21 protein-coding genes are annotated in these 21,150 nt (G+C 44.8%); all 21 read right to left on the bottom strand.

Annotated features, from left to right (window positions below; genetic code table 11):
* Position 1: 1 nt before the first annotated feature.
* The 21 genes from A5870_RS14645 to A5870_RS14540 all read right to left on the bottom strand — a co-directional run bounded on the left by A5870_RS14645 (position 2) and on the right by A5870_RS14540 (position 21,139).
* Positions 2 to 1,165 carry a glycoside hydrolase family 88 protein gene (locus tag A5870_RS14645; protein WP_086293700.1) on the bottom strand — a complete coding sequence of 388 codons (1,164 nt, stop codon included), beginning with the start codon at positions 1,163 to 1,165 and terminating at the stop codon, positions 2 to 4.
* Positions 1,166 to 1,314: 149 nt separating this feature from the next.
* Positions 1,315 to 2,142, bottom strand: a complete 828-nt coding sequence (locus tag A5870_RS14640) for a hypothetical protein (RefSeq protein ID WP_086293698.1) — start codon at positions 2,140 to 2,142, stop codon at positions 1,315 to 1,317.
* On the bottom strand, positions 2,117 to 3,883 hold the full coding sequence (locus A5870_RS14635) for a DUF2264 domain-containing protein (RefSeq protein ID WP_086293696.1): 1,767 nt from the start codon (positions 3,881 to 3,883) through the stop codon (positions 2,117 to 2,119). The genes A5870_RS14640 and A5870_RS14635 overlap by 26 nt, the downstream gene beginning before the upstream one ends.
* Before the next feature lie 417 nt (positions 3,884 to 4,300).
* Positions 4,301 to 5,317, bottom strand: a complete 1,017-nt coding sequence (gene lacD / locus A5870_RS14630) for a tagatose-bisphosphate aldolase (RefSeq protein ID WP_252086058.1) — start codon at positions 5,315 to 5,317, stop codon at positions 4,301 to 4,303.
* A gap of 185 nt (positions 5,318 to 5,502) precedes the next feature.
* Positions 5,503 to 6,672 (bottom strand): SIS domain-containing protein, encoded by a 1,170-nt coding sequence (locus tag A5870_RS14625; protein ID WP_086293693.1) that lies wholly within the window; start codon positions 6,670 to 6,672, stop codon positions 5,503 to 5,505.
* A gap of 179 nt (positions 6,673 to 6,851) precedes the next feature.
* Positions 6,852 to 7,586 (bottom strand): GntR family transcriptional regulator, encoded by a 735-nt coding sequence (locus A5870_RS14620; RefSeq protein ID WP_005226773.1) that lies wholly within the window; start codon positions 7,584 to 7,586, stop codon positions 6,852 to 6,854.
* A 214-nt stretch (positions 7,587 to 7,800) separates the two neighbouring features.
* A complete protein-coding gene (locus A5870_RS14615) occupies positions 7,801 to 8,829 on the bottom strand; it encodes a PTS system mannose/fructose/sorbose family transporter subunit IID (protein ID WP_077453025.1) in 1,029 nt (342 codons plus the stop codon).
* Complete coding sequence (locus A5870_RS14610) at positions 8,819 to 9,625, bottom strand: PTS mannose/fructose/sorbose/N-acetylgalactosamine transporter subunit IIC (RefSeq protein WP_086293691.1); 807 nt, start codon at positions 9,623 to 9,625, stop codon at positions 8,819 to 8,821. The genes A5870_RS14615 and A5870_RS14610 overlap by 11 nt, the downstream gene beginning before the upstream one ends.
* Positions 9,626 to 9,651: 26 nt before the next feature.
* A complete protein-coding gene (agaV, locus tag A5870_RS14605; protein ID WP_086293689.1) occupies positions 9,652 to 10,134 on the bottom strand; it encodes a PTS N-acetylgalactosamine transporter subunit IIB in 483 nt (160 codons plus the stop codon).
* A 19-nt stretch (positions 10,135 to 10,153) separates the two neighbouring features.
* On the bottom strand, positions 10,154 to 10,429 hold the full coding sequence (yajC, locus tag A5870_RS14600; RefSeq protein ID WP_086293687.1) for a preprotein translocase subunit YajC: 276 nt from the start codon (positions 10,427 to 10,429) through the stop codon (positions 10,154 to 10,156).
* A 2-nt stretch (positions 10,430 to 10,431) separates the two neighbouring features.
* Entirely contained in the window at positions 10,432 to 10,863 is a 432-nt protein-coding gene (locus A5870_RS14595) for a PTS sugar transporter subunit IIA (protein ID WP_086293685.1), read from the bottom strand.
* 644 nt (positions 10,864 to 11,507) lie between these two features.
* Positions 11,508 to 12,104, bottom strand: a complete 597-nt coding sequence (locus tag A5870_RS14590) for an alpha/beta hydrolase (RefSeq protein WP_086293683.1) — start codon at positions 12,102 to 12,104, stop codon at positions 11,508 to 11,510.
* 13 nt (positions 12,105 to 12,117) lie between these two features.
* Positions 12,118 to 12,726 carry a flavin reductase family protein gene (locus A5870_RS14585; protein ID WP_086293681.1) on the bottom strand — a complete coding sequence of 203 codons (609 nt, stop codon included), beginning with the start codon at positions 12,724 to 12,726 and terminating at the stop codon, positions 12,118 to 12,120.
* A gap of 17 nt (positions 12,727 to 12,743) precedes the next feature.
* Positions 12,744 to 13,637, bottom strand: coding sequence for a VOC family protein (locus A5870_RS14580; RefSeq protein ID WP_086293679.1), 894 nt, complete (start codon positions 13,635 to 13,637; stop codon positions 12,744 to 12,746).
* A 13-nt stretch (positions 13,638 to 13,650) separates the two neighbouring features.
* On the bottom strand, positions 13,651 to 14,613 hold the full coding sequence (locus tag A5870_RS14575) for a ring-cleaving dioxygenase (RefSeq protein ID WP_081117709.1): 963 nt from the start codon (positions 14,611 to 14,613) through the stop codon (positions 13,651 to 13,653).
* A 10-nt stretch (positions 14,614 to 14,623) separates the two neighbouring features.
* Positions 14,624 to 15,052, bottom strand: coding sequence for a MarR family winged helix-turn-helix transcriptional regulator (locus tag A5870_RS14570; RefSeq protein WP_016611544.1), 429 nt, complete (start codon positions 15,050 to 15,052; stop codon positions 14,624 to 14,626).
* Positions 15,053 to 15,348: 296 nt separating this feature from the next.
* Positions 15,349 to 16,413: a bifunctional transcriptional activator/DNA repair enzyme AdaA gene (locus tag A5870_RS14565; protein WP_086293677.1), complete on the bottom strand. Its 1,065-nt coding sequence runs from the start codon at positions 16,411 to 16,413 to the stop codon at positions 15,349 to 15,351.
* Positions 16,414 to 16,633: 220 nt separating this feature from the next.
* Positions 16,634 to 17,872 (bottom strand): PDDEXK-like family protein, encoded by a 1,239-nt coding sequence (locus A5870_RS14555; protein WP_254907661.1) that lies wholly within the window; start codon positions 17,870 to 17,872, stop codon positions 16,634 to 16,636.
* Positions 17,873 to 18,026: 154 nt separating this feature from the next.
* Positions 18,027 to 18,521, bottom strand: a complete 495-nt coding sequence (locus A5870_RS14550; protein ID WP_242596020.1) for a glycosyl-4,4'-diaponeurosporenoate acyltransferase — start codon at positions 18,519 to 18,521, stop codon at positions 18,027 to 18,029.
* Between the two features lie 12 nt (positions 18,522 to 18,533).
* Complete coding sequence (locus A5870_RS14545) at positions 18,534 to 19,640, bottom strand: glycosyltransferase (RefSeq protein WP_086293672.1); 1,107 nt, start codon at positions 19,638 to 19,640, stop codon at positions 18,534 to 18,536.
* A gap of 11 nt (positions 19,641 to 19,651) precedes the next feature.
* A complete protein-coding gene (locus A5870_RS14540; protein WP_081117704.1) occupies positions 19,652 to 21,139 on the bottom strand; it encodes a phytoene desaturase family protein in 1,488 nt (495 codons plus the stop codon).
* Positions 21,140 to 21,150: the final 11 nt, after the last annotated feature.

Here is a 21,150-nt window from a genome sequence, read left to right as displayed (position 1 = left end):
TTTACCAGTATCTTTGCCAATTAGGCAATGCCAATCGGATCAATCCTTCTAAATAGAAATAGTCCCCCCAAAGATTGGGTTCATCGATGCCTTTGCCTTCCGCATGAGCATACACACCATACAGCAATAAGCCCTCATTTTCTGGCACTTGGCTCGCTGCATACTGCTCGCCTAATTGGTAAAGCATCCCTTTAGCGATTTTTTTAGCATCAGGATACGCCCCCATTTTCTCTGCTTCCAACAAGCCACAAGCCGCAATCGCTAAAGCAGAGCTGTCTTTTTCAGCAGGATGTTGGTCGTTAAAATCAAAGTCCCAATACGGCACGAGATCTGCGGGTAAATGTGCTAAGAACACCTCCACGATCTGCGGATAATTTTCTGGAAAAGGCTGGCTATGCAAGTAGCTTTCATTCAAAGGGAGCCCTAAAATCGCCCAGCTTTGCCCTCGTGCCCAAATCGATTGGTCGCTGTTTCCTTGATGCGTCGCCCCGTGACTTGGCTGCCCCGTTTCAGGATCGAAATAATACGTATGAAAGGTGGTGGCGTCATTTTTGATGACAGTCTTTCGCACTGTCTGATAATGCTTACTCGCGGCCTCTGCGTAACGAGGCTCTCCCGACAATTGGGTTGCTGCAAATAAAAGCGGCAAGTTCAGTAGCGAATCAATAATCAAGCGGTATTCTTGTGGGTCGCCATAAGTGCCCCAAGCTTGAATAAATTCCCCCTTTTCTTGAAAACGTGCCAACAAAACATCTGCTGCTTGAATGACTTCTTGCTTGCAGTGTTCATCGCCAGTGATCTTGTAGCCAGCACCGGCGGATAAGCTATATAAAAACCCGATATCATGATGATCTAATACAAAATGGTCGTCTAAGCGCGTTTGAAAACTGTCGATATTCTCCATAGCTCGAGTCAAAAAGTTCTTTTCTTTGGTCCACTCATAGGCGAGCCACAACATCCCCGTCCAAAAGCCATTGGTCCAATCATCGTTGCCTTTCAGCCGATATTTGCCATTGGTGGCACAGGCTGAAGGAAACTGTGTGCCAAAGCGCTGACTATTTTTTTCGATCTGTTGGATGCACGCGGTGATTTTATCCGCTAACCACACATCGGTCACTTTTTCTCCTAACAGGATCAAGCGTTGTTTGTTCTCTTGCAGACGCATGTTTACCCTCCTCTTAACTTGTTAACATATTAACTGAAATCATTATAACGTAAACGAACAAAAAAAGCGACCTTCCTTCATTGATTCCTAAAAAAAGAGCATGACAGCTGCCCACAAATGCAGACCTGTCATGCTCTTGTCCTCTTTTTTTAACAGTTCCAACCAAATACTTCGATTTGTGTAAGAGCTGGAAATGGGGAATCATCCTCTGCTTTTTGCAGCTCTTTATAGGTTAGCTTAGTCGTTTCTTTTTTCGGAAAACGAACTTCTTGAAATGACGCCGTATTTGTCGTTCCCACCAACAGCTCTTCTCCATCAGCAAAGACCAAGGTCCCTTTGGTCCAATAGCTATCATGGGGATAATCTGCCCGTAATAGGAAGCGAACCCGATCGATCAAGACAGGACGACCAAAATCAATGGTCAATGCAGCATCGGCTTGCTGATTGATGCCCCAAGAAGCAAACGGATACGAACCGTGGGATCGGTTGCCATATTTTCCATCGATCGCATTCTTGGCAAAAAAGACGGAATCATCTCGCGTCTCCACATTCGCTGAAGCATGAGGATACGCCCCTGTCGCTGACTTTTGATCATGGGCATTGAAAGATAAATTTTGATAATTCGTGATCTCAAACGCATGGGCTTTACGCACCATCAGGTGATGGCGCTGCGAGGCAAAGGCCGTTTCCACCGAGGACTTTCGATGAGATTCCGTCCAAGGGATCTGATATTCCCAAGTGGATTGGGAAAGATAGATCAGTGATGGTGCTAAGGTTTCATCAAGCTGAAGGACATAATACGGATTTTCCCCCGTCACCTCAACGACGATCTTATCCCCTTCCTCATAGGGATAGTTTTTAATGGCTAATACGGCCAAATCATCACCAGAAACTTGAAACGGCGCGGGTTCTTTTTCATGGTCGATGCGACCGACGATCACCTGGTCCTGCTTATTTTTTATTGCTAGCGTAATCATTTGGATCGCTCCTTTCTTTTTCTACGATACCACCGACTAAACAAATCAAACGGTGCTTCCCTGGTGGAATATGTTGTGCTAAGTATGGAAAACTAGTTCTTGGAAAAAAGACGGAGGTATTGGCTTCTGGCTGAACAATACTGGCTTGTTGATAGCCTTCGATGTTGATGATTTGAGAACAAAAGCCTCCTTCACTGACTCGACTCCAGGTCGGTCCTGTTTGGGCCTGAGGCAACCGTCCAGTCAGCGGTACACTAAACCCGCCCTCACGGAGGTCCAACGAAATCGTCGTCGTCAACTCGTGCACGCGCACATGCCACTGACCAAAGGGATAAATCTCAGTTTCAATCACTACCTCCTCAAAGGGTGCCCATTGGTAAAAGACCCCTTTTTCCGTCACTCGATAATCCCTGACTGCGCCCTTCGTGCGAAAATAGCTGCCATCTCGAGCAATAGCTAATGTGCTATCGAAGGCGCCTTCGGCATACGTGACGCCAGCTTTCGGCACACTGAAACCAAGTTTGCTCGAATAGACGAATTTGCTGTATTTTGCTTGAGCATGGGCTTGCTGTTCAAGCATCAAGCCTGCAGGATACCCCAACAGATGATGGCTTTTTTCATTGTGCACCAGCAACATATTGCCTTTTTCAATCCGTTTTTGCGGCTCTCTTTTGATTGGCTCAGGTTCAGCCCGCCAAAAAGGATGCGTTTCTGCGACCGCTAAAAGCAAAAAGGTCTTCAGCCCCCAATAAGGCGAGCCTGGTGCATTATACCCTTCTGCCATTACATGATTTTCATAGTGGTACCCGATGGACAAGCGACCATCGAAAGTGAAAATTTCTTGTGCCATCCAATTGCGCAAGTGCTTCGCCAGTAGTCCTCGCATCTGTCCCCATGGGATCGCTTCGACGTCTGCGAAAACCAGTGCCGAGAAAAACGCCCCTTGCGCAAACCGATAAGTCAGGCTGCGGCCATAGGGCAAGGCTTCGCCATCTTCATCAAAATAATAGACGAAGTCTTGGGCAAATCGGGTGGCTCGTTCTTTAAAACGCTGTGCCCATTCTGGGTCTTCGTCTTGCATAAATGTAGCGTAAATCAAGCCATAATAATGAAACGCAAAAGGAATATAGTAATCTCGCTGCGTCGTTTTCCCATCTACGTACCAACCATCGCCAATGTACATGGAATCGATCAATGCCAACTCTTGGGACAATGCTTCTTTTGCCAACGGTTCCCCACAGTGAAACAAGGCAACGCGTATCAACACTTTGAAGAATGTCCAGTTGTTCTTAGGAATCTTGCACTCAAGTGCTTGGGAAAGCCAAGCCACTAGCTTTCGCTGGTTCTTCTGCGGCAACGCTGTCCAAAAAGCGTCCTTCTGCAACAATAGGGTCAATGACAATGCGGCTGCTTCCACGATGTATTGATCATAATCCGTGATCCTTCCCCAGTAAAACGCGTGTTCAGGATCTGTCCCTGCTATCACTTTTTCTACGTAAGCTGCTCGTAACGGATCATCTGGGCAAACCCTCCAATAAGGCGCCAGCCCCCACAAAGGACGCACAAGCGCTTCCATCTCAGCCCGTGTTCGATCATATACGGCCCCACTGCTACCTAGATTCAATCCTGGATAGTCATCTGCCAAGATCGCTTCTCGCAAAGGAGCGATCATGTCTTCCAATGCCCGCTGATAATCCAGACGCGTCAAAAATGGATTCTCTTTGATTGCCATTTGCTTCATACGCCATCTCCTTCTGTCAATTTACAGAACAGAATAGCAAGCAACGGCTTTTTTATCAAGCGATCTTCTACTGGCAATACTGCTGAAAAATGAGAAAAGATTTTGAGGGATTTTTGACTTAACCTGTTAACAAATCTTTTAGGATTGATTTTCTTCCCTTCTTTTTCTTTTAACTAGCAAAGTTAACTTAGTCTATATGAAAAAATTATGATAAATCATCCATAGTGCTCTGACTTTTTTTCATAATTTTTTGCTAACCCTTTTTTGTCTAGATGAGGGCAGCGTCCGTTATACTATCAACCTTTTTTCACTAGAAAAAGACACCCTAAAGCCTTAAGTCAGAAGCCTACCACTTCTTCTCAAAAGCCCTTAAGATGTCTGATTACTGGCCATTTCTCTTGTCAAACAGCGAAAAAACTATTCTTCGACCGCGACTTTGTCCCACCAAGAAGTGGCGGTCTTTTGGATCACTTCATTCAAGTCTTCGATGTGCTGTTTTCCAGTACTTGCTAGCCATTCTTGTGCTGCTTCTGTTCCTTGTTTTACAAAGGATTCAACACCATCTTTCCACGTTGCCCGGCCGCACAAGACGCCATTGAAGGTGGAGCCAGCTTCTTTGGCAAAAACCAGCGTTTCTTGGAATAAGCTGGCTGATACGCCTGCACTGAGAAAAATAAACGGCAGATGTGTCGCGTCGCTTTGCGCTTTGAAATACGCGGCAGCTTCTTCCTTGGTATGCACGGCTTCTTCCTTGGTATGCACGGCTTCTTCCTTGGCAAAACCTGCCACATAATTCATATTGACTGGTACTTCCACTTTTAACACATCGACTTTGTACTGTGGTTTTGAAAATTCCTTCATCAATCCGATGACTTTTTCTGGTTTGCGTTGCGCATATGCTTTTGAGTCGACTTCAGGCAACTTAGCATCATAGGAAAGAACTTCTAAAAAGAAGGGCAGATCAGCGGCTTGGCATTCGCTGCCGAGTCGTTCCACAAAGACGTGTTTCAACTGATTGATCTGGGTAGCTTCATCTACATCATAATAAAGCAAAAATTTGATGGCATCGGCGCCTGCTGCTTTTAATCGCTCAACCGACCATTCCCCTAATAAATCAGGCAAACGTCCCGGCGTAGTCGCATCATAGCCGGTTTTTTCATACGCCAGCAAAAGCCCCGCCTCTGGATCACGGCTTTGCGCAGCTGCCAACCCATATTCTGGATCTAATAAAATAGAAGACGCGTAAGGGGTCAATTCTTGTGAGACTAGCGTTTTAAACTGGCTGATTTTCTCTGCATCAGCCTCCACGCCAAGTGCTGCCATCATTTTTTTCAAGGCACCTCGTTGGTCGATCGCTAAAGCTGCGATCACTCCTTCTTTCGTTGACAGGCGATCCATCGCTGCTTTTTTGGCTTTCGTTACGGTTGCTTTCATTAAAATTCCTCCTTTTTTGTCCATGCCAAAGAATCAACCGCTTTCACTTTTTTCAGCGTTGGCGAAACGGTTGTCAGCACGTATAAAAATGTCTATTGATGAAGCCGTTCGACTGATTGACCACCGCACGTATCGACTTCGTACAAGAAAAGATACGTGCTCGTGGTGGGCTTTCTCAGTCATCGTTAGTTGTTATACGGATGAATCGTCACGCCTTTGACCACCCGATTGACGGTACGCGTTGGCGAAGGGGTGTCGGGTGTATTCCCGACTTTGATCGATGCCAGCAGTGCGATCGTTTGTGCAAAGACAATGTCTGCTAAGGTTAGATAACCGTCTGGCAATGATGTGTCATCTGGAAAGAAAAAGTTTGTTCCTGAAAAATTCACAGCGGTTGGCTGTCCGATAGCAGTCACTGCGGCGGCGATGCCGTCACTCTTTAATTCTTCCAACATATCAAGATCATACTTCCGCGTGTAGGACGTATTGCTGACAAAGACAAAGACGAGGGTTTGATCATCTACGAATGATTTCGGTCCATGACGGAAGCCCATCGAAGAATCGAACACGGTGGCGATTTTTCCCGCAGTCAGTTCCAATACTTTTAGCTGTGCTTCCCTGGTCAACCCCGACAACGTGCCTGAGCCCAGGTAAACGATCCGCTTAAAGGAACGGTCCGTCAGTACTTGGAGTTCTGTTTCTCTGTCGATCACTTCTTGCCCCAATCGGCTAAGGGTTTCAACATAATGCCCCTTTTCTGTCAGAGGCGTCTGGTCAAAAATCAGCAGTGCGGAAAGAGCCATGCAAGAAAAACTTCCCGTCATTGCAAAGCCAGCATCATTTGACCTCTTAGGCATCAATAACAGATAGCTCGTTTCATCAGCGGCAGCTTGTTGTGCCAAAGATCCGTCGGCTGCACAAGTGATCGCCAAATGATAGCTGTCGGCAACGAATTGGTCGACGATTTTGACCGCCGCCAAACTTTCTGGTGAATTGCCGCTTCTAGCAAAAGAAACGAGCAGTGTTGGTTCATCCGCAAATAAAACTTGTTCTGGAGCAGCGACGATATCCGTCGTAGCAATACTTTCAAAAAGATAATCCGCAGTTGCGCCCGTCTTATTCAAGTAAGGAACGATCGTATCTCCAACATATTGCGACGTCCCCGCTCCCGTGAAGACCACCCGGATTCGTTTGTCCGTCTTTTGCTTGATGGTACGTAAGAAAGTCGCGATCGCCTCTTGCTTTTCTTGATAGATCGTCAAGGTTTCTTGCCAAAGTTCTGGCTGTTGTTTGATTTCTCTTGTTGTAATCTCCGCACCTAATTCTGCTAATTCCTTTGTTGACAGTTGAAACATCTTTCTTCCTCCTAGCTACTGTTTTTCCAGTATGTATTCCCAGTGACGGTGCGAGGAACGCTTGTCTTGGATGAATGCTTAGCGATCACCCAAAGGGCAAACTTCCCCGACCTCACTGGTTTTGAATACACGCCTTTTCTTTGCTCGAGTGGATCATTTCAGACTGTCTAGGAAATGCGCTACTCGTCGTTACGCAAGTGGCGGACTTTGTATCTAAATTGGTCTGCTCGGGCAACACTCAAGGTGTATTCGATCACTTCATTTTCAATATTGAACGTGCTGCGTACCAGGTTCAACACTGGCGCACCTTCGTGGATTTTCAGCAATGCCGCATCTTTCGCACTGGCAATGCTGGCAAAAAATTCTTCGTCCGCGAGGCGGATCACTTGATGAAAGTCTTCATGGAAGATGTCGTACAATGGTTTTTGCTCGATCATCTCACTCGTTAAATGCATGAAGCGTTTGACCGGCAGATAAGAACGCTCGATCATCATCGGTTGCCCATCAGCAAGACGCAATCGTTTTAACTTGTAGATCGGCTCGCCGATGGAAACTTGCAACTGAGTGGCAAAATATTTTGTCGCTTCCATTTTTTTGAATGCCAATACTCTAGTTTCTGGTTGTTTCCCTAGTGCTTTCATCTGTTCGGTAAAACTATAGGAACCTGATAAATTGGTTGCCTGTTTGCGGATATCCGAGACAAAGGTGCCTTTGCCATGTTGGCGATAAATATAGCCTAATTTTTCTAGCTCCTGTAGAGCCAAGCGAACGGTGGTCCGACTTAATCCGTAGCGCTTTGACAGCTCTCTTTCTGAGGGAAGCATTGTGTCTGCTTCCATTTCATTTTCGATTTTTTCAATCAGTAAATTTAACAATTGATCGTATAATGGTTGTCGATTTTTATTGATATTCATAAGCCCCTCCAAACTGGTTACTACCACATAACGAGTGTACTATTTCCCGATAGGCGTGTCAAACAATCGTCTACAGGGGCTCTGTTTCCTGAATTTGCGTCTTTTCACGCAGGAAAATGAACCAATGGCCAGCACGAGCTAAGCTGAAAAGTCAGCTGTTGCTTGCTTAGCAAAACTCCTCCTGCGTGTTGCGCCGTTTCTTCTGCTAGCTTGCTTATTGCGGCCAAATGGATGGATACAGACCAAAGCCAGAACCGATCAAGCCGATCACTAGCAGCAAAGCGATACATTTCAACGGCGTCCAGCCGCGTTTTGATAAGAAGAAATACAGCATCAGTGTGATGGTCAATGGAATCACTTGTGGCAAGATCCCATCGAGGATTTTTTGAATATCGATCGTCACGGGCACTTCGTTGACTTTGTTAAACGTCAATTCATATTTGCCGTTAGCCAGTTCGTTGACCGCTGCATTTTCTTGCAGTGTGTCGGTCAATTGACCATTCTCATCCGTGGTATACAGCATATCTCCATAAGCGGCAATGGCTGCTTGATCATCCACGATCGTCGTCGCTTGCGTCACTTCATTGGTAGTGCCGTTAGGGATCTGAATATCCAAAGACGTCGCCCCATACACGCAGGTCAAGGAACCGACAACAAAAATTCCTAAAATACTCGCTGCTCGGGTAAACTCTTTGGCATTTTCCGTTAAGATCCCAATGGCATCTGTCCCTAAACGATAGGACCAATGCATCAAGAAGAACCGTAAGCCGAATTGGGCCGCATTGAATACCAGTAAGAAAATAAACGGTGCAGCGATGTTTCCATTGATCGCCATATTTGCTGTGATACCAGCTGTTATCGGTACCAGAGTGAACCAGAATAACGCGTCACCGATCCCGCCTAGCGGTCCCATCGCGGCGACTCGCACTGCCCGAATCATGGGAATGTCGGCTTTGTTTTGTTCCATCGATAGAATGATCCCCATCACAAAGTTCACCAAAAATGGATGGGTATTGAAAAACTCTAAGTTATGGCTCATTGAAGCAGCCAAGTCCTTTTCATTTTTATGGATCTTTTTCAATCCCGGTAAAATACTGAATAACCAGCCTCCTGCCTGCATTCGCTCATAGTTGAAAGAGGCTTGTAGAAATAAGGAACGCCAAACCATATTGTTCAAGGTCTTTTTATCCAGTTGTTCTGCTGGCGCTTGTTCGCTATAAGAATCGGGAATATTATATGCCATCTTCGTCGCCTCCGAAATCATAGGTATTGGCTGCTGCTACTTTAAATTTGGACTGGATTTGATAATCCCAAAAGGCTAATGCAAAACCGATAAAGGCTAGAATGATCAAGGCTGGTCCTTGCAAAGAAGGTGCCGCCATTACGATCGTGGCTAAACCAAACCCCATAAAGAAGAAGCCCCACATTTCTTTGGAAACCATCACTTTTAGTAAAATCGCAAAACCGACATACCGCATCATGCCCCCAGCTGCGCCAAGCCCACCCATCAACCATTGAGGGATCGCTGCGACCGCCTGATTCCCGAAGGCAGCACCGCCGATAAAGAATAAGACCACGATCAAGCCAAAGATCGTTCCAAGACCCGCCATCGCTAAATAATTGATTCGATCAATGCCCTTCGTATTGGCATCATGGGCGTAGCTGTCGGCTTTTGACATCACTGGTGACATTAGTGAGAAGATAATCGTCACCCCATATTGCCCCAGCAAAGAAAACGGAATCGCCGTAGCAACCGCTACTGTTGGTTCTAGCTGCAGCGTGATTGCTAAGATTGCTGCCATAATTCCGCCAATCACCGCATTTGGCGGTTGCGCGCCGCCCACCGGCGTATTGCCGATCGTCATTAACTGATACGTTCCGCCAACGATCAAGCCGGTTTGAAGATCTCCAAGAATAAGTCCGATAACCATCCCGGTAACAATGGGTTGGTACAATGATTCTAAAAAACTAAATTGATCGATTGCGGCAATGAATGTAACTATGAAGACTAAAATGATTTGAAAAATCGTGTAATCCATTTTCTTTCTCCTTCCTTACCTCTGCATTACTGAAATAATTTCTTTTCATCTTCAACAGGTGTCGTTGGAACCCGCTGAATCATTAATTGCACCCCCATTTCCTTCAGTTTTTTAAAGGCATTGACATCTGCTTCATCGACGGCAACTGTTGTAGCAACCTGTCTTTTCCCTTCTGACATATGCATATTCCCAATGTTCAGTTTCTTGATTGGTACTCCACCTTCAGCTAATTTCAACGCATCTTGCGGATTTTCAACCACCATGAAAATCTTTTGTTTTGGCGATGCTTTATGAATGATCTCGATGGTTTTTTGAATCGAGAAATACCTCGTTTGGACGCCAGCTGGCGCCGCCATATCCATCAATCCTTGTCTGACTTTGTCTTTGGCGACCTTATCGTTTGCCACTAAAATTAGATTTGCTCCCAACGTACCGTTCCATTGGGTGGCAACTTGCCCATGAATCAATCGATTGTCGATTCGCGTCAATAAAATATTTGGTTCTCCCATAAATATGTCCTCCTTCTATTTACTGCATGATTTCTGCAACCGCACTACGTTCTACTTCGATCACTGTTCCCGATTTCACCCTTAGATCCACTGTCTCTTTCCCAAGTGCTTGAATCTCCCCAATAATGCCGCCGTACAATTTGATTTTCTGTCCCTTTTTCAAAGACTGCTGCAATTCAGCGAAATAGCCTTTTTGCTTTTTCAGATTTTTCCCATTCAAGAAAGAAGAGACCGCCAAAAAGAGAAAGAGAAAAACAAGCACCACGATTGAGGATGCTAAGATCATTTCCCACATGTTTAAATTCCTTCTTCCTCATTGATTTCCTCATGGCCTTTGATCTTTCCGTGAAAAATACCGCTCTTGCCAATCTCTGCCAGTTCTTGACAAAAATCCTCTGGATCAGTTGCCGTATATCTAGTCAACGAACCTTCTACTAGCATCAGTAGATTGCTGCCACCGATGACTTCGACTTGCGGGTCGTCATTGGCAGCGGTCATCGCAACATTAAAAGGAGTCCCGCCCACAAGGTCTGCACAAATCACGACCCCATCACAGGTTTCCTTTAATTGATCGATTGCTCCTTGCAACTCTTTTTCAAAGTCAGCTAACGGATTTTCCTCTAAAAATGACACTGCTAGAAATTGTTCTTGCGGTCCCGCAATCATCGCAAGCGCATTTTCCATCCCTTGCGCAAATCCTCCATGACCTGTTAAAACCAAACCAAGCATCTTATGTCCTCCCCTTATTCTCAACTGGTAGTAACCACATATCCAATATAAACGCTTTCATTTTGTCTGTCAACAAATTTTTTGTTTTCATATAAAAATATCTTTGTTATCTTTAAATACGCAAAAAAGCGCCAAAACAATGATTATCAAACAAAAAACTAACTTCAAAAAGTATTGAAATCCATCAACAGAATGTTTACAACGTTATTTTAAACAAATAAACACATTCGTTTTCGATTTCTGGTATCTAAAGAACCACAAGTCACTCACTATTCACCGATACAACAAGCAACGTTGTTAAATAAAGGAACTATCAACAAATTTGCTTCCTTACTAAAAAAACCAGCTAGATATAATCCCTAACTGGTTTTGATCATCACCAAACTCATTTTCCATTATGCGTTTTATTAAATTTTATTGCCATTTTTTTAAGAAAAATTCATGTTATTAACTTAAACAGGTTAGAGATAACAAGCTACCGTATAATCCAGAAGCTTTAAGAATATAAAAACCACCCATACTAACAGAACTAATGTAAAGCATATCTTGGTGGAGCTGATGTACTCTCTGTTCAATGTTTTCACGTGAAACAAAAAAACCTAACCAACCAGCAGGATCGCTGATTGATTAGGAGATAGACTGCTTTATTGTTCGGTCAACCACGTGCGCGAGTGTTCAACTTCTTCATACGTTAACTGATGACTCGGGGTCCAAACGGTTGAAAGGACTGCGCCCCGCGAGGTAAAGATCTCTTGGACGTAAGCACTGTCAGCTAGGGAAACGATCGGGTCGTTTCTGCCAAAACTCAGAAACACATGAGTGTCACTCAAGGAATTCGTCGGTACATTCTCGACTGGATACATGGCGTGGTAGAGGATCGCTTTTTTAAAGTGGTCACTATCATTTAGTAATAAGCGAATGGCAATGTTGGCGCCATTGGAATAACCCACCAGTACCACTTGGGCTAACGAAAAGTGGTATTCTTTGGCGGCTTGCCGAATGAACTCGGCTAATTCGTCGCCGCGAAGTGCTAAGTCGGCTTCATCATACACCCCTTCAGCCAGGCGTTTGAAGTAACGGGGCATGCCGTTTTCTAAGACATTGCCGCGAATACCTAATAGTGACGCTTGGGGATCAAGGGCTTTGCCTACTTCTAGCAGCGACTGTTCGTCGCCACCGGTGCCGTGGAGCAGTACCAAAACTGGTGCGTCAGCTGCTCCTTGTTGGTAGATTGCTTTCATCGAAGTTCCTCCTTTAACTTGGTCGTTTGATATCGAAAATCTCCCCAATCGTTGCGTAAGAATTTCCCGCTAGCCGGCTGACTGCTTGTAAGGCACGGGGATCGATCTTGCCATCTTGATAGACATCCTCTGCAATCTGGTAGCCGACGACTTCCAACAATAAGAGATCGGCAGTGGTCTGCTGGTCTTTTTTGATGGGTACGTGTTGATGCAGAGTCGTTTCTAAGCGTACATTGGCTTCTTTCAAACCAGGCACGGCAATTGTTTTCGATGTCGTTGTCGTAAATCCAGAAACCGACAACTCGCTTTGGTCTGCGGGCAATAATGCCGCGGTTTTATTGGCCTCTTGGACATTTGTTTGATCCAAAATATGCACGACGGCTTCTTTCGTCGCCAACAGATTGCGGGCGGTGTCTTTCAGTTCCCCCTCTTTGCGCTGGATAGCTAACGAGAGGATCACGGGTTCTGAGCTGACGATGTTAAAAAAACTGAATGGAGCGATGTTGACGATACCGTCGGCTGATTGCGTACTGACCACTGCCACTGGCCGTGGGATGATGGAGCCGATCAGTAGTTTATAATTTTCTCGTTGGGTCAAATCCTTGGGATCTAAATAGTGCATACAGCGTCTCCTTTTTTCTAAACCGATAAATCTGGCAAGCGATCCTCGATCTCTGCACGACGACTTTCAAATTGGGCTGGCAACATCAACTGCTGTCCTAACGTTTCCAACGGTTCATCAACTAAAAAGCCCGGGGTTTCTGTTGCGATCTCAAAGACGATATTGCCCCGCTCTTGGAAATAGACGGCTTTGAAATAGTTACGGTCCTTGATTTCAGTGACGCCGTATCTTTGATCGTACAAGTATTCTTGCCACTCTTTTTGCACTGCTTCCGTTGGCACGGACCACGCGATGTGATGGACGGTGCCGACACCCCAGCGCCCTGCTGGCATTGCTTCATGGGGCACGACGATCTCATGAGCGAGGGTGCCTGCGGTATGAAGATGGGTGCTTTTCTCTGTTTTGTTAAAAATGTTCAGACCTAGATCATCTGCCAGCGTTTGAATGGTCGCTTCTGGTTGTGCCGAAAGCAAGACGGCCCCATGAAAGCCTACAATCGCTGGTGTTTCCGCCGATTCTTCGGCTTCGACTAACGCCAAAGACAGGTCATGCTGATCATGAAGTTCTAACGTTGGCCGATCAAACAATGTACTTTCTTGGACAGTTACTTGATGTTTCGCCAAATGTTCTTGCCAATAGGCACTGCTGCCTTTAGGAATACGAAAGGCGATCGTGCCGACTTGTCCGCTTCCTACTCGTCCAGGATGGGCATTTGCCCAAGGGAAGAAGGTGATGATGGTCCCATTTTCTAACGCTTGATTGCTGTAATAAAGATGATACGTGTAGGGATCATCAAAATTGACGGTTTGTTTGACGAGGCGCAACCCCAACACGTCGCGGTAAAAGGCAACGTTCGTTTGCGGATCGCCTACGATAGCTGAAATATGGTGGATCTGTTGAATGGGTTGCATACTATGTGCCTCCTTAAGCGCGTTTTGTATTGAAGGGTTTGATGACTCCTTCGATGTATTCACGGCGATTTTCTAAAAATGGTGCCAATGATAAGGATTCACCCAATGTTTCATAAGGCTCATCCCCCATGAACCCTGGTTCATCTGTTGCTAGTTCAAAAAGAATGTGGCCGATGCGCACATACAAAGATTCAAAATAGTAGCGATCCACATAGCCGGAGTTGGCCAATCCCAAGTTATCAAAGATTTCTTGCCAAACTGCTAATGAGTCGTGGTGAGCTAAACGAAAAGCGACATGATGCACTTCGCCATCGCCTTGTTGTGCTTGCGGGCTCGTGGTATCTTCCACTAAAACGACTTGAGCGCCATTGCCGCCTTCACCGACTTCTAGCAAATAGCGATTATCTACTTGATCAATGGTTTTGAAATCAAAAACGGATTCCAGCAGCCCTTTGAAATCTGCCAAGTAAGAAACAGACATTTCGACAGGACCTAAGCCATAAATCGCAAATTCAGTAGGAACCGGTCCTTTTTTCCAAGGGGTACCAGCTTTCACGCCAGTATTGTGTTCATCAGAGATCAATTGATAGGCTTGCGTATCAAAATCCCAAAAGCGCAACACTTTTTTCCCAAATTCGGTGGTGATTGCTTCGTGTTTTACCTCAAATTCATCAAAGCGTGCGGCATAATAATCAAGGGCAGCATCACTGGGTACTCGGAAACTGGTGCGGGTGATCGAGTTGGTTCCTTTGCTGCCGCGAGCGGTATTGGGAAAATCAAAGAACGTCATGGTCGTTCCCGGTGACCCTAAATCATCCGCAAAGTAGGTATGGTAAGTATAAATGTCATCTTGATTGACGGTTTTTTTCACTAAACGCATCCCTAACACATCTGTAAAGAAATGGTAATTCCGTTCCACATCACTTGTCATGGCCGTCACATGGTGTACCCCTAATAATTGATCTTGTTTTCTCATTTTCTTTTCCTCATTTCTGATCGTAAGTTATTTTTCGTAAAATTGTTTTTAATTGTTGCAATTCTTCACTGCTGAGTTCGGAAAAACTCGCCGCAATCTTTTGTGCATGACTGGGAAAAATTTTCTCCATCAATGCCCTGCCTGCTTCCGTAATACTGACGTAAGTTACCCGTTGATCTTCTTGGCTAGGTTCCCGGCGCACGCAGCCTTTTTTGACTAATTGATCGACTACATAGGTTGTCGAGCTGCTGGCGATCAAGATTTTTTCCTTGATGGCTTGCGTCGTATGGGTGCCTTTATGGTAAAGCAATTCCAGTACAGAAAACTCTGTAATATTTAAGCCATAACAACGAACATCTTTTTTTGCTACTTGTTCCAAACGACTCGCCGTACGCAGCAAACCGATGTACGCTTTGAGCGCTTCTTCTTGATGCGCCATTTTCCTCACCTCTTTATTTCGAATTCGAGATAATCATAACTTACTTTTTGTAAGTTGTAAAAAGATATGCTTTGGTTGTTTAAGAAAATCATTCAATGCTTATTTTTATAGAGGTTAAGAACGGTTAGACACTAACGAAGGTCCACCTTTTCTCTACGTCCCCTTCAAATCTAATAAAAAACGGAACTCATGAAAGATTCCATAAGTTCCGTTAAATATATATTTTACTGAAGAGGATTCGATCCATTCCATGTACTGATCGATGAAGCGCTGATTCCGACGCATACTTGTCCTTTTTAGATCATTGTGGTCGGCTGCACCTGCTTTTCCAAAGCCAGCAACCACTTTTTGCGTTCGACACCGCCGCCATAGCCGCCGATGCTGCCATCGCTATTGATGACGCGGTGGCATGGAACAATCAACGCCAATTGATTTTTTCCGTTGGCATTGGCAACAGCTCGGGTGGCTTTTTCATTGCCGATTCGCTGTGCCAATTGTTTGTAAGAGTATGTTTCTCCGATCTTCATCGCCAACAGCTGCTGCCAGACGGCTTTCTGAAAATCAGAGCCGATCAATGCGATGGGTACCGTGAAGGCAGTTCGATTCCCTGCAAAATATTCCGTCAATTCTTGCTTGAGTTGCTGAATGATTGCCGTTTGCTGGGGAATAATCACTGCATTCAAGCGGCTTCTCAAAACAGCAATCTCCGTTTCTAGCCCTCTGCGATCCACGAATTCTAACAAGTAAAGCTGCTGCTGGTCGCTGATCGCCAACATCGACCCAAGCTTGGTCTCAAGCCAAGCAGAAGAAAGAATCGTTTTTTCGCGGCTGTTGGAAGGCAGCTCCCCCATAATCCGAGAAAACGCATCTCGAAAGCCGTTGCCAGAATCGAAACCGGCTTCTAATTGCGCTTGTATCAGCGGTTCTCCTTCACGAATCTGCTTAAACGCTAACCCTAAACGGCGGGCACGGGAATATTCGATAAAGGTCATGCCAAAATATTTTTTAAATTGTCGACGCGCGGTATTGGGATGGATCGCTAGCGCTTCAAAATCTTTGTCGGTCCACTTTTTCTCTGGGTTACTCTCCACCGCTTCCACTAGGCTTTTCACGTCAGGAGATAAGTGGCTAGGTGAGCTGAGCGGGCGACATCGTTTACAGGGACGATACGCCGCCAGCAACGCTTCTTGTGCCGTCTGAAAAAACTCGCAATTTTTTTTGAGCGGTTTTTTCGCTGGGCAGGTGGGACGGCAAAAGACGCCGGTGGTTTTTACCCCAACGTAAAAGATCCCTTCATATTGGGAATTTTTTTCAATCAGCATGTCGTAATAGTGGTCCCGTTGTCGGCTATCTTCAATCATCTTGCGCACCCTCCTTCCTTTCTACACTTACAAAAATACTTCGTGCCTGTCCAAACACACGATCAACCAATGCAACAGCCTGCATTGGCAGTTCGAAAATTTGCCCACATCCTTCTGATGACATACGATCACCCTTTCCTCTGAATGACCTTAGTGTACAAAGAATGGTCTTGACGCATCCCATAAAAATTAACACCAATTTTTTAGGAAATGAAACACATCATTTAAGACGTGTATTTTCTGCGATACCCTCTATCCTATCTACGAACTGATCAATTTGAATAAGCGTTTTTTCTAAGTTATTCTTAATTTTACTTACTATCTTTTCTCTACCCTCTTCAGCAACAATTATAAAAATATCTTCTACAAACTTGTTATTGATACCAGCAATTTTCCAATTCCCTGTTCCCCACCACTCCCAAGTATCTTTTCTTTTTCTACCACCATCTACTTCTGTAAGAATACGCTCTAATCTTTGACGTCCATCAGGATCAATTTTTCCTGTAAATGCTATCTTAATTCTTCCAGAAATAGATTCAGATTTATTGTACAATTCAATACCGTAAGGCTTGTGGTTATTCCATCCACCGGGGAAATTTTCTGGCAAGTCTGGAAACAATTGATTCAGCCTCTTTGTTTGGAATCGAATCATTGTTTTGCTAGTAGAAATAATCTTTATTTCCTCATTCTTTTCGTTAGCTAATTCCGCCAAGGCCTCAACATATAATTCACTCATCAAACTTAAATTATCAGGGCGGTTTTCAAAAATTAAATCTAATGCATCTTGATGTTCTGCATATATTTTCCGACATATCTCTCTAAGTTTTTCATCCACTAAAAGATCACTCCTTAATACGTTTAAATAGTCGTTTATTATGTAGCTTATTTTTGATTCTAGCTTATTCAGCTTTAATAATCGCTCCAAAATAAGTGCGATATCATAGTAAGAAACTATACACCATTCTTCGTCAGAGGGCTCTATTCCTTCTGGAGTTAAAAAAACAAAAATCCGATTATATTCTTTATAGTTTTCTTCTACATAGCTCTTATATTTATTTAATTGATGTTTTGATTCGAGTGATATCGTTTTATTTTCTATACACAATACCATCTTATTCTTTTGTGATATCAAAAGAAGATCAATATCCTTATGCTCACGAAATATCTCTATATCTTCATAATCCGCTAACACAATATCAAAATAATCTAATCCAATAAAATCATACTGGTCCATTTTTAAACATATTTTTAAAAATGATTTCAGAAAATAGTCCTTCATTCCATGACCTTCTTTTGGATTAAACAAGTAAGCTAAAAAGTTACTATGTCGAATTTCTGTTCGAGATAACTTTAATATCTGAAAAATGTTTTCTTCTTTTAACCAGGGAGCTAGTTGATCACTTATCATGTCAAAATCTTTCAACAGATAATAAAGTTTTTCTTTATCGGTATTCTTCACATCGTTCACTTTCTTCCCACAATTTTTTTCCACAAAGTTTATTCAACCACTGTCAGACTAAAAATACAATGAGTATTTGGTTTACAAACAGTAGTAGTTATATACAAAAAAGCTTAGAGCGACAAATCCGTCTAAGCTTTAATTCAAATATCTTTTAACCAAAAAGTTTTTCTTTTTTCCGCAAGACTCGCTCTAAACGGGGGCGATTGTAGCGTTGGATCATGATGAATGGGCAGTTAGCCAATAACGCATAGACGATCATCACCCAGCCCGCCCACGCAGGATTCCAGAGGAAAAAGAACGGTGCTGGAACCATCAGCAGCCAATGGGTCAGCTCTGCTCGGCGTGTCTCGATGACGAATTTTTCCAGATAGTCCTTTTGTTGCTGAGCCAAGCGAGATTTGTCAAAGCCTTTTTTGGCAATCACAGTGCCGTCGGGCAATTTGTCTTTCCACTGACGAATACGAAATACCTCCGCCCAGATCCTACCGCCTTTTTCAAAGGCAAAAGAACGGAACCAGTTGGCATGACGTTCAAAAAAAGCATCACTGACTTTGCGCAAGCCAAAGGAGATGCCTAGATGAAACAGCAGCCAAGCCAAGCTGTCTGTAATGAGCAAGAGCAGTGGGGATAAGGTGATCAACGGCATGTGCATCGCCTCCTATAAATTGATTTTGCGTCCTTTCCAGGTCACGGATTTCAACAAATGGGTTTGGATCCATGACCAACCAAATAAGCCTAGGAAAAAAAGAAAGTAACACGGGAAAAAAAGCAGCAAGACTCGGTTGAAGTTGCCGACACGGCGGGCAAAGCACAGAGTTTGTCCAAAATAAGCAGCATAAAAAAGCAGGCCTAACCAAAGCGGTTTCATCAGAAACGGTGCCGCCAGTACCCCAATGCCGCCGCTGATCCACAAGATGACACCCGCCATAATCAAAGGGTGAGTGAATTGCGAAGCAGTGGCAAAGTCCTTCGTCCAGCCTTGAACAAGTTGACGAACACCAGCTGGATACATCCGAAAGGCCAACAGGTCTTTTCCACCATACAAGGCGATCGGCAAGCGTTTTTTCTTAAAACGTCTCGCTAGTGCTAGATCATCTAAGATTCCTTCTGGCATGTCCTGATGTCCATTGGCTTGAAGGTACGCAGTTTTGCTACACAAAATACACGGACCAAAGGCGCCGCCAGCTGAGAGTTTTTCGCCTACGATAGAAAAGCGGTTCAACCCGACAGGTAAGACGACATTAAAGACGGCAGACAGTTGTTCATACAGGCGCTTCGTTTGATGATAGGGCTGCACCGAGAGCAGGCCTTGTCCCAATCGCTCCTCAAACGCAACGAAAAGACGCTCTAAGCCATCTTCTGCTAGAAAGAAGGTATCGGCATCCAAAAATAATAGATACTTGCCCACCGCTTGTGAGGCGCCTAACCAGCAAGCCGCCGCTTTCCCAGCAGAATCAGCAGCGGTTTGCAAGACCGTCGCACCGAAGCCCTTGGCACAGGCGGTCGTCTCGTCTTCCGATCCGTCATCAACCACCAAAATCTCCACAGGATGGAGGGTTTGCTGCTGCAAGGATGCCAACAATTGCGGCAAATTTTCTGCTTCATTGCGGGCGGGGATGATGATCGACAATTCTGCCCTCTCCTTCAAGTCTTTGGATGCGGCTGTCTCCTTGCGGGTGGGTATCGTCGGCAGGCGGAAAAAAATCAGCCAGCCTGCCAGCCAAGCAGCGCAAATACCAGCGAGCAGCAGGTACACAGTCATCATCCTTTCTTGTCTTAGTGTTCTCTTTTGGTGATCATCTCACTGACTTGCTGGCCACTAAGGGTCACCATCGGCATGCCGGCACCGGGATTGACCGTACCGCCAACGAAGTATAGATTGTCGTAGCGTTCGCTGTGTTTCGGGTGTTTAAAGCCATGATTTTTCTTGCGATTAGAGACCGTGCCGTAGATGGCACCGCGATGTGACAAATAATTCTTTTGGATGTCTTCGGGTGTCCAGCGGTCTTCATACACGATGTGCTTACGTAGATCCGTTAAGCCCATGTTTTCCAGCTTGATCAAGATCCGTTCACGAAAAGCATCGTATTCCGCTTCCGTAAAGGGTTTATCCTGCAAATAAGGGATATGAGGCAAGATTTTGATGTTCTCATGCCCTGCCACTGTTTGCGAAGGATCGGTTTTGTTGGCATTGACCAAGTAGATCGTTGGGTCTTCCGGCAGCTGATGCTGATGGAAATTTTGATCAAAGTTTTCTTTTGAGGCATTGGAAAAGAAAAAGTTGTGGTGCGCCAGTTGCGGATAGGAGGTTTTGACCCCTAAGTGCAAGACAAAACCAGAACTTGCTGGTTCAAATTTTTCTTCCAGTTTTTGAGTAAAGGTCGGCGCTTCTTCTAACAGCTCTTCATAGGCCGGGATCACTTCCATGTTGGAAACAAAATAGTCGGCTTCGATCAGCGTACCATCATCCAAACGAGCGGCACGGATCTGTTCTTGTTCAACGATCAATTTTTCCACTTTGTGTCCCGTGTGGAAAGTGACCCCGATCTCTTTTGCTAAGCGAACGATGCCCTCGGCTAAACGATGCATCCCGCCTGGCACGTACCAGACACCTTGGGCATGCTGCATATAGATCATCATGTTCAAGACGGCTGGGGCGTCATAAGGAGACGAGCCGACATACTTGATAAAATAGCTCAGCATGTCTTGCAGCTGCGGATTGCTGACACGTTTTTGAATAGCATCATGCATCGAAGAGAAATAATCAAAACCTTTCAACGCTTTGATCACGCCATGATACTTCAAGATTTCTTTCGTGGTATCTAAGCCTTTCTCGAAATAGCCTTTTTCCGTGATTGCATAAATCTTTTGCGCATAGTCCAAAAAGTCTTGGTACTCGGCCATGTCTTTTTCCGACAAGTGCGGGTTTTCCTTTGCCATGCGGGCAAGATCGCCATAGAGATCGATCTTGGTGCCGTCAGGAAAAAAGGAGCGCCATTCCAATGGCAATCGGCGAATCGCAACATAATCCGCCATATCGCGATTGCTGCCAGTAAATAATTTTTCGAAAATCTGCGGCATCGTCAAAATCGAAGGACCTAAGTCAAAGCCGAAGCCGTTTGTTTCCAGTCGGTTCAACTTGCCGCCTAAATGGTGATTTTTTTCATATAATGATACATCAAAGCCATTTTGGGCTAATGAGACCGCCGCTGATAGACCACCAAGTCCGCCACCGATCACTACAACTGTTTTTTTCTCTTTCATTGAATTGCTCC

It is taken from the genome of Enterococcus sp. 2G9_DIV0600 (assembly GCF_002140615.1).
Lineage (GTDB): Bacteria > Bacillota > Bacilli > Lactobacillales > Enterococcaceae > Enterococcus_D > Enterococcus_D innesii.
The sequence above is the reverse complement of the archived record's forward strand: the minus strand, read 5'-3'. Positions and strand labels throughout refer to the sequence as shown.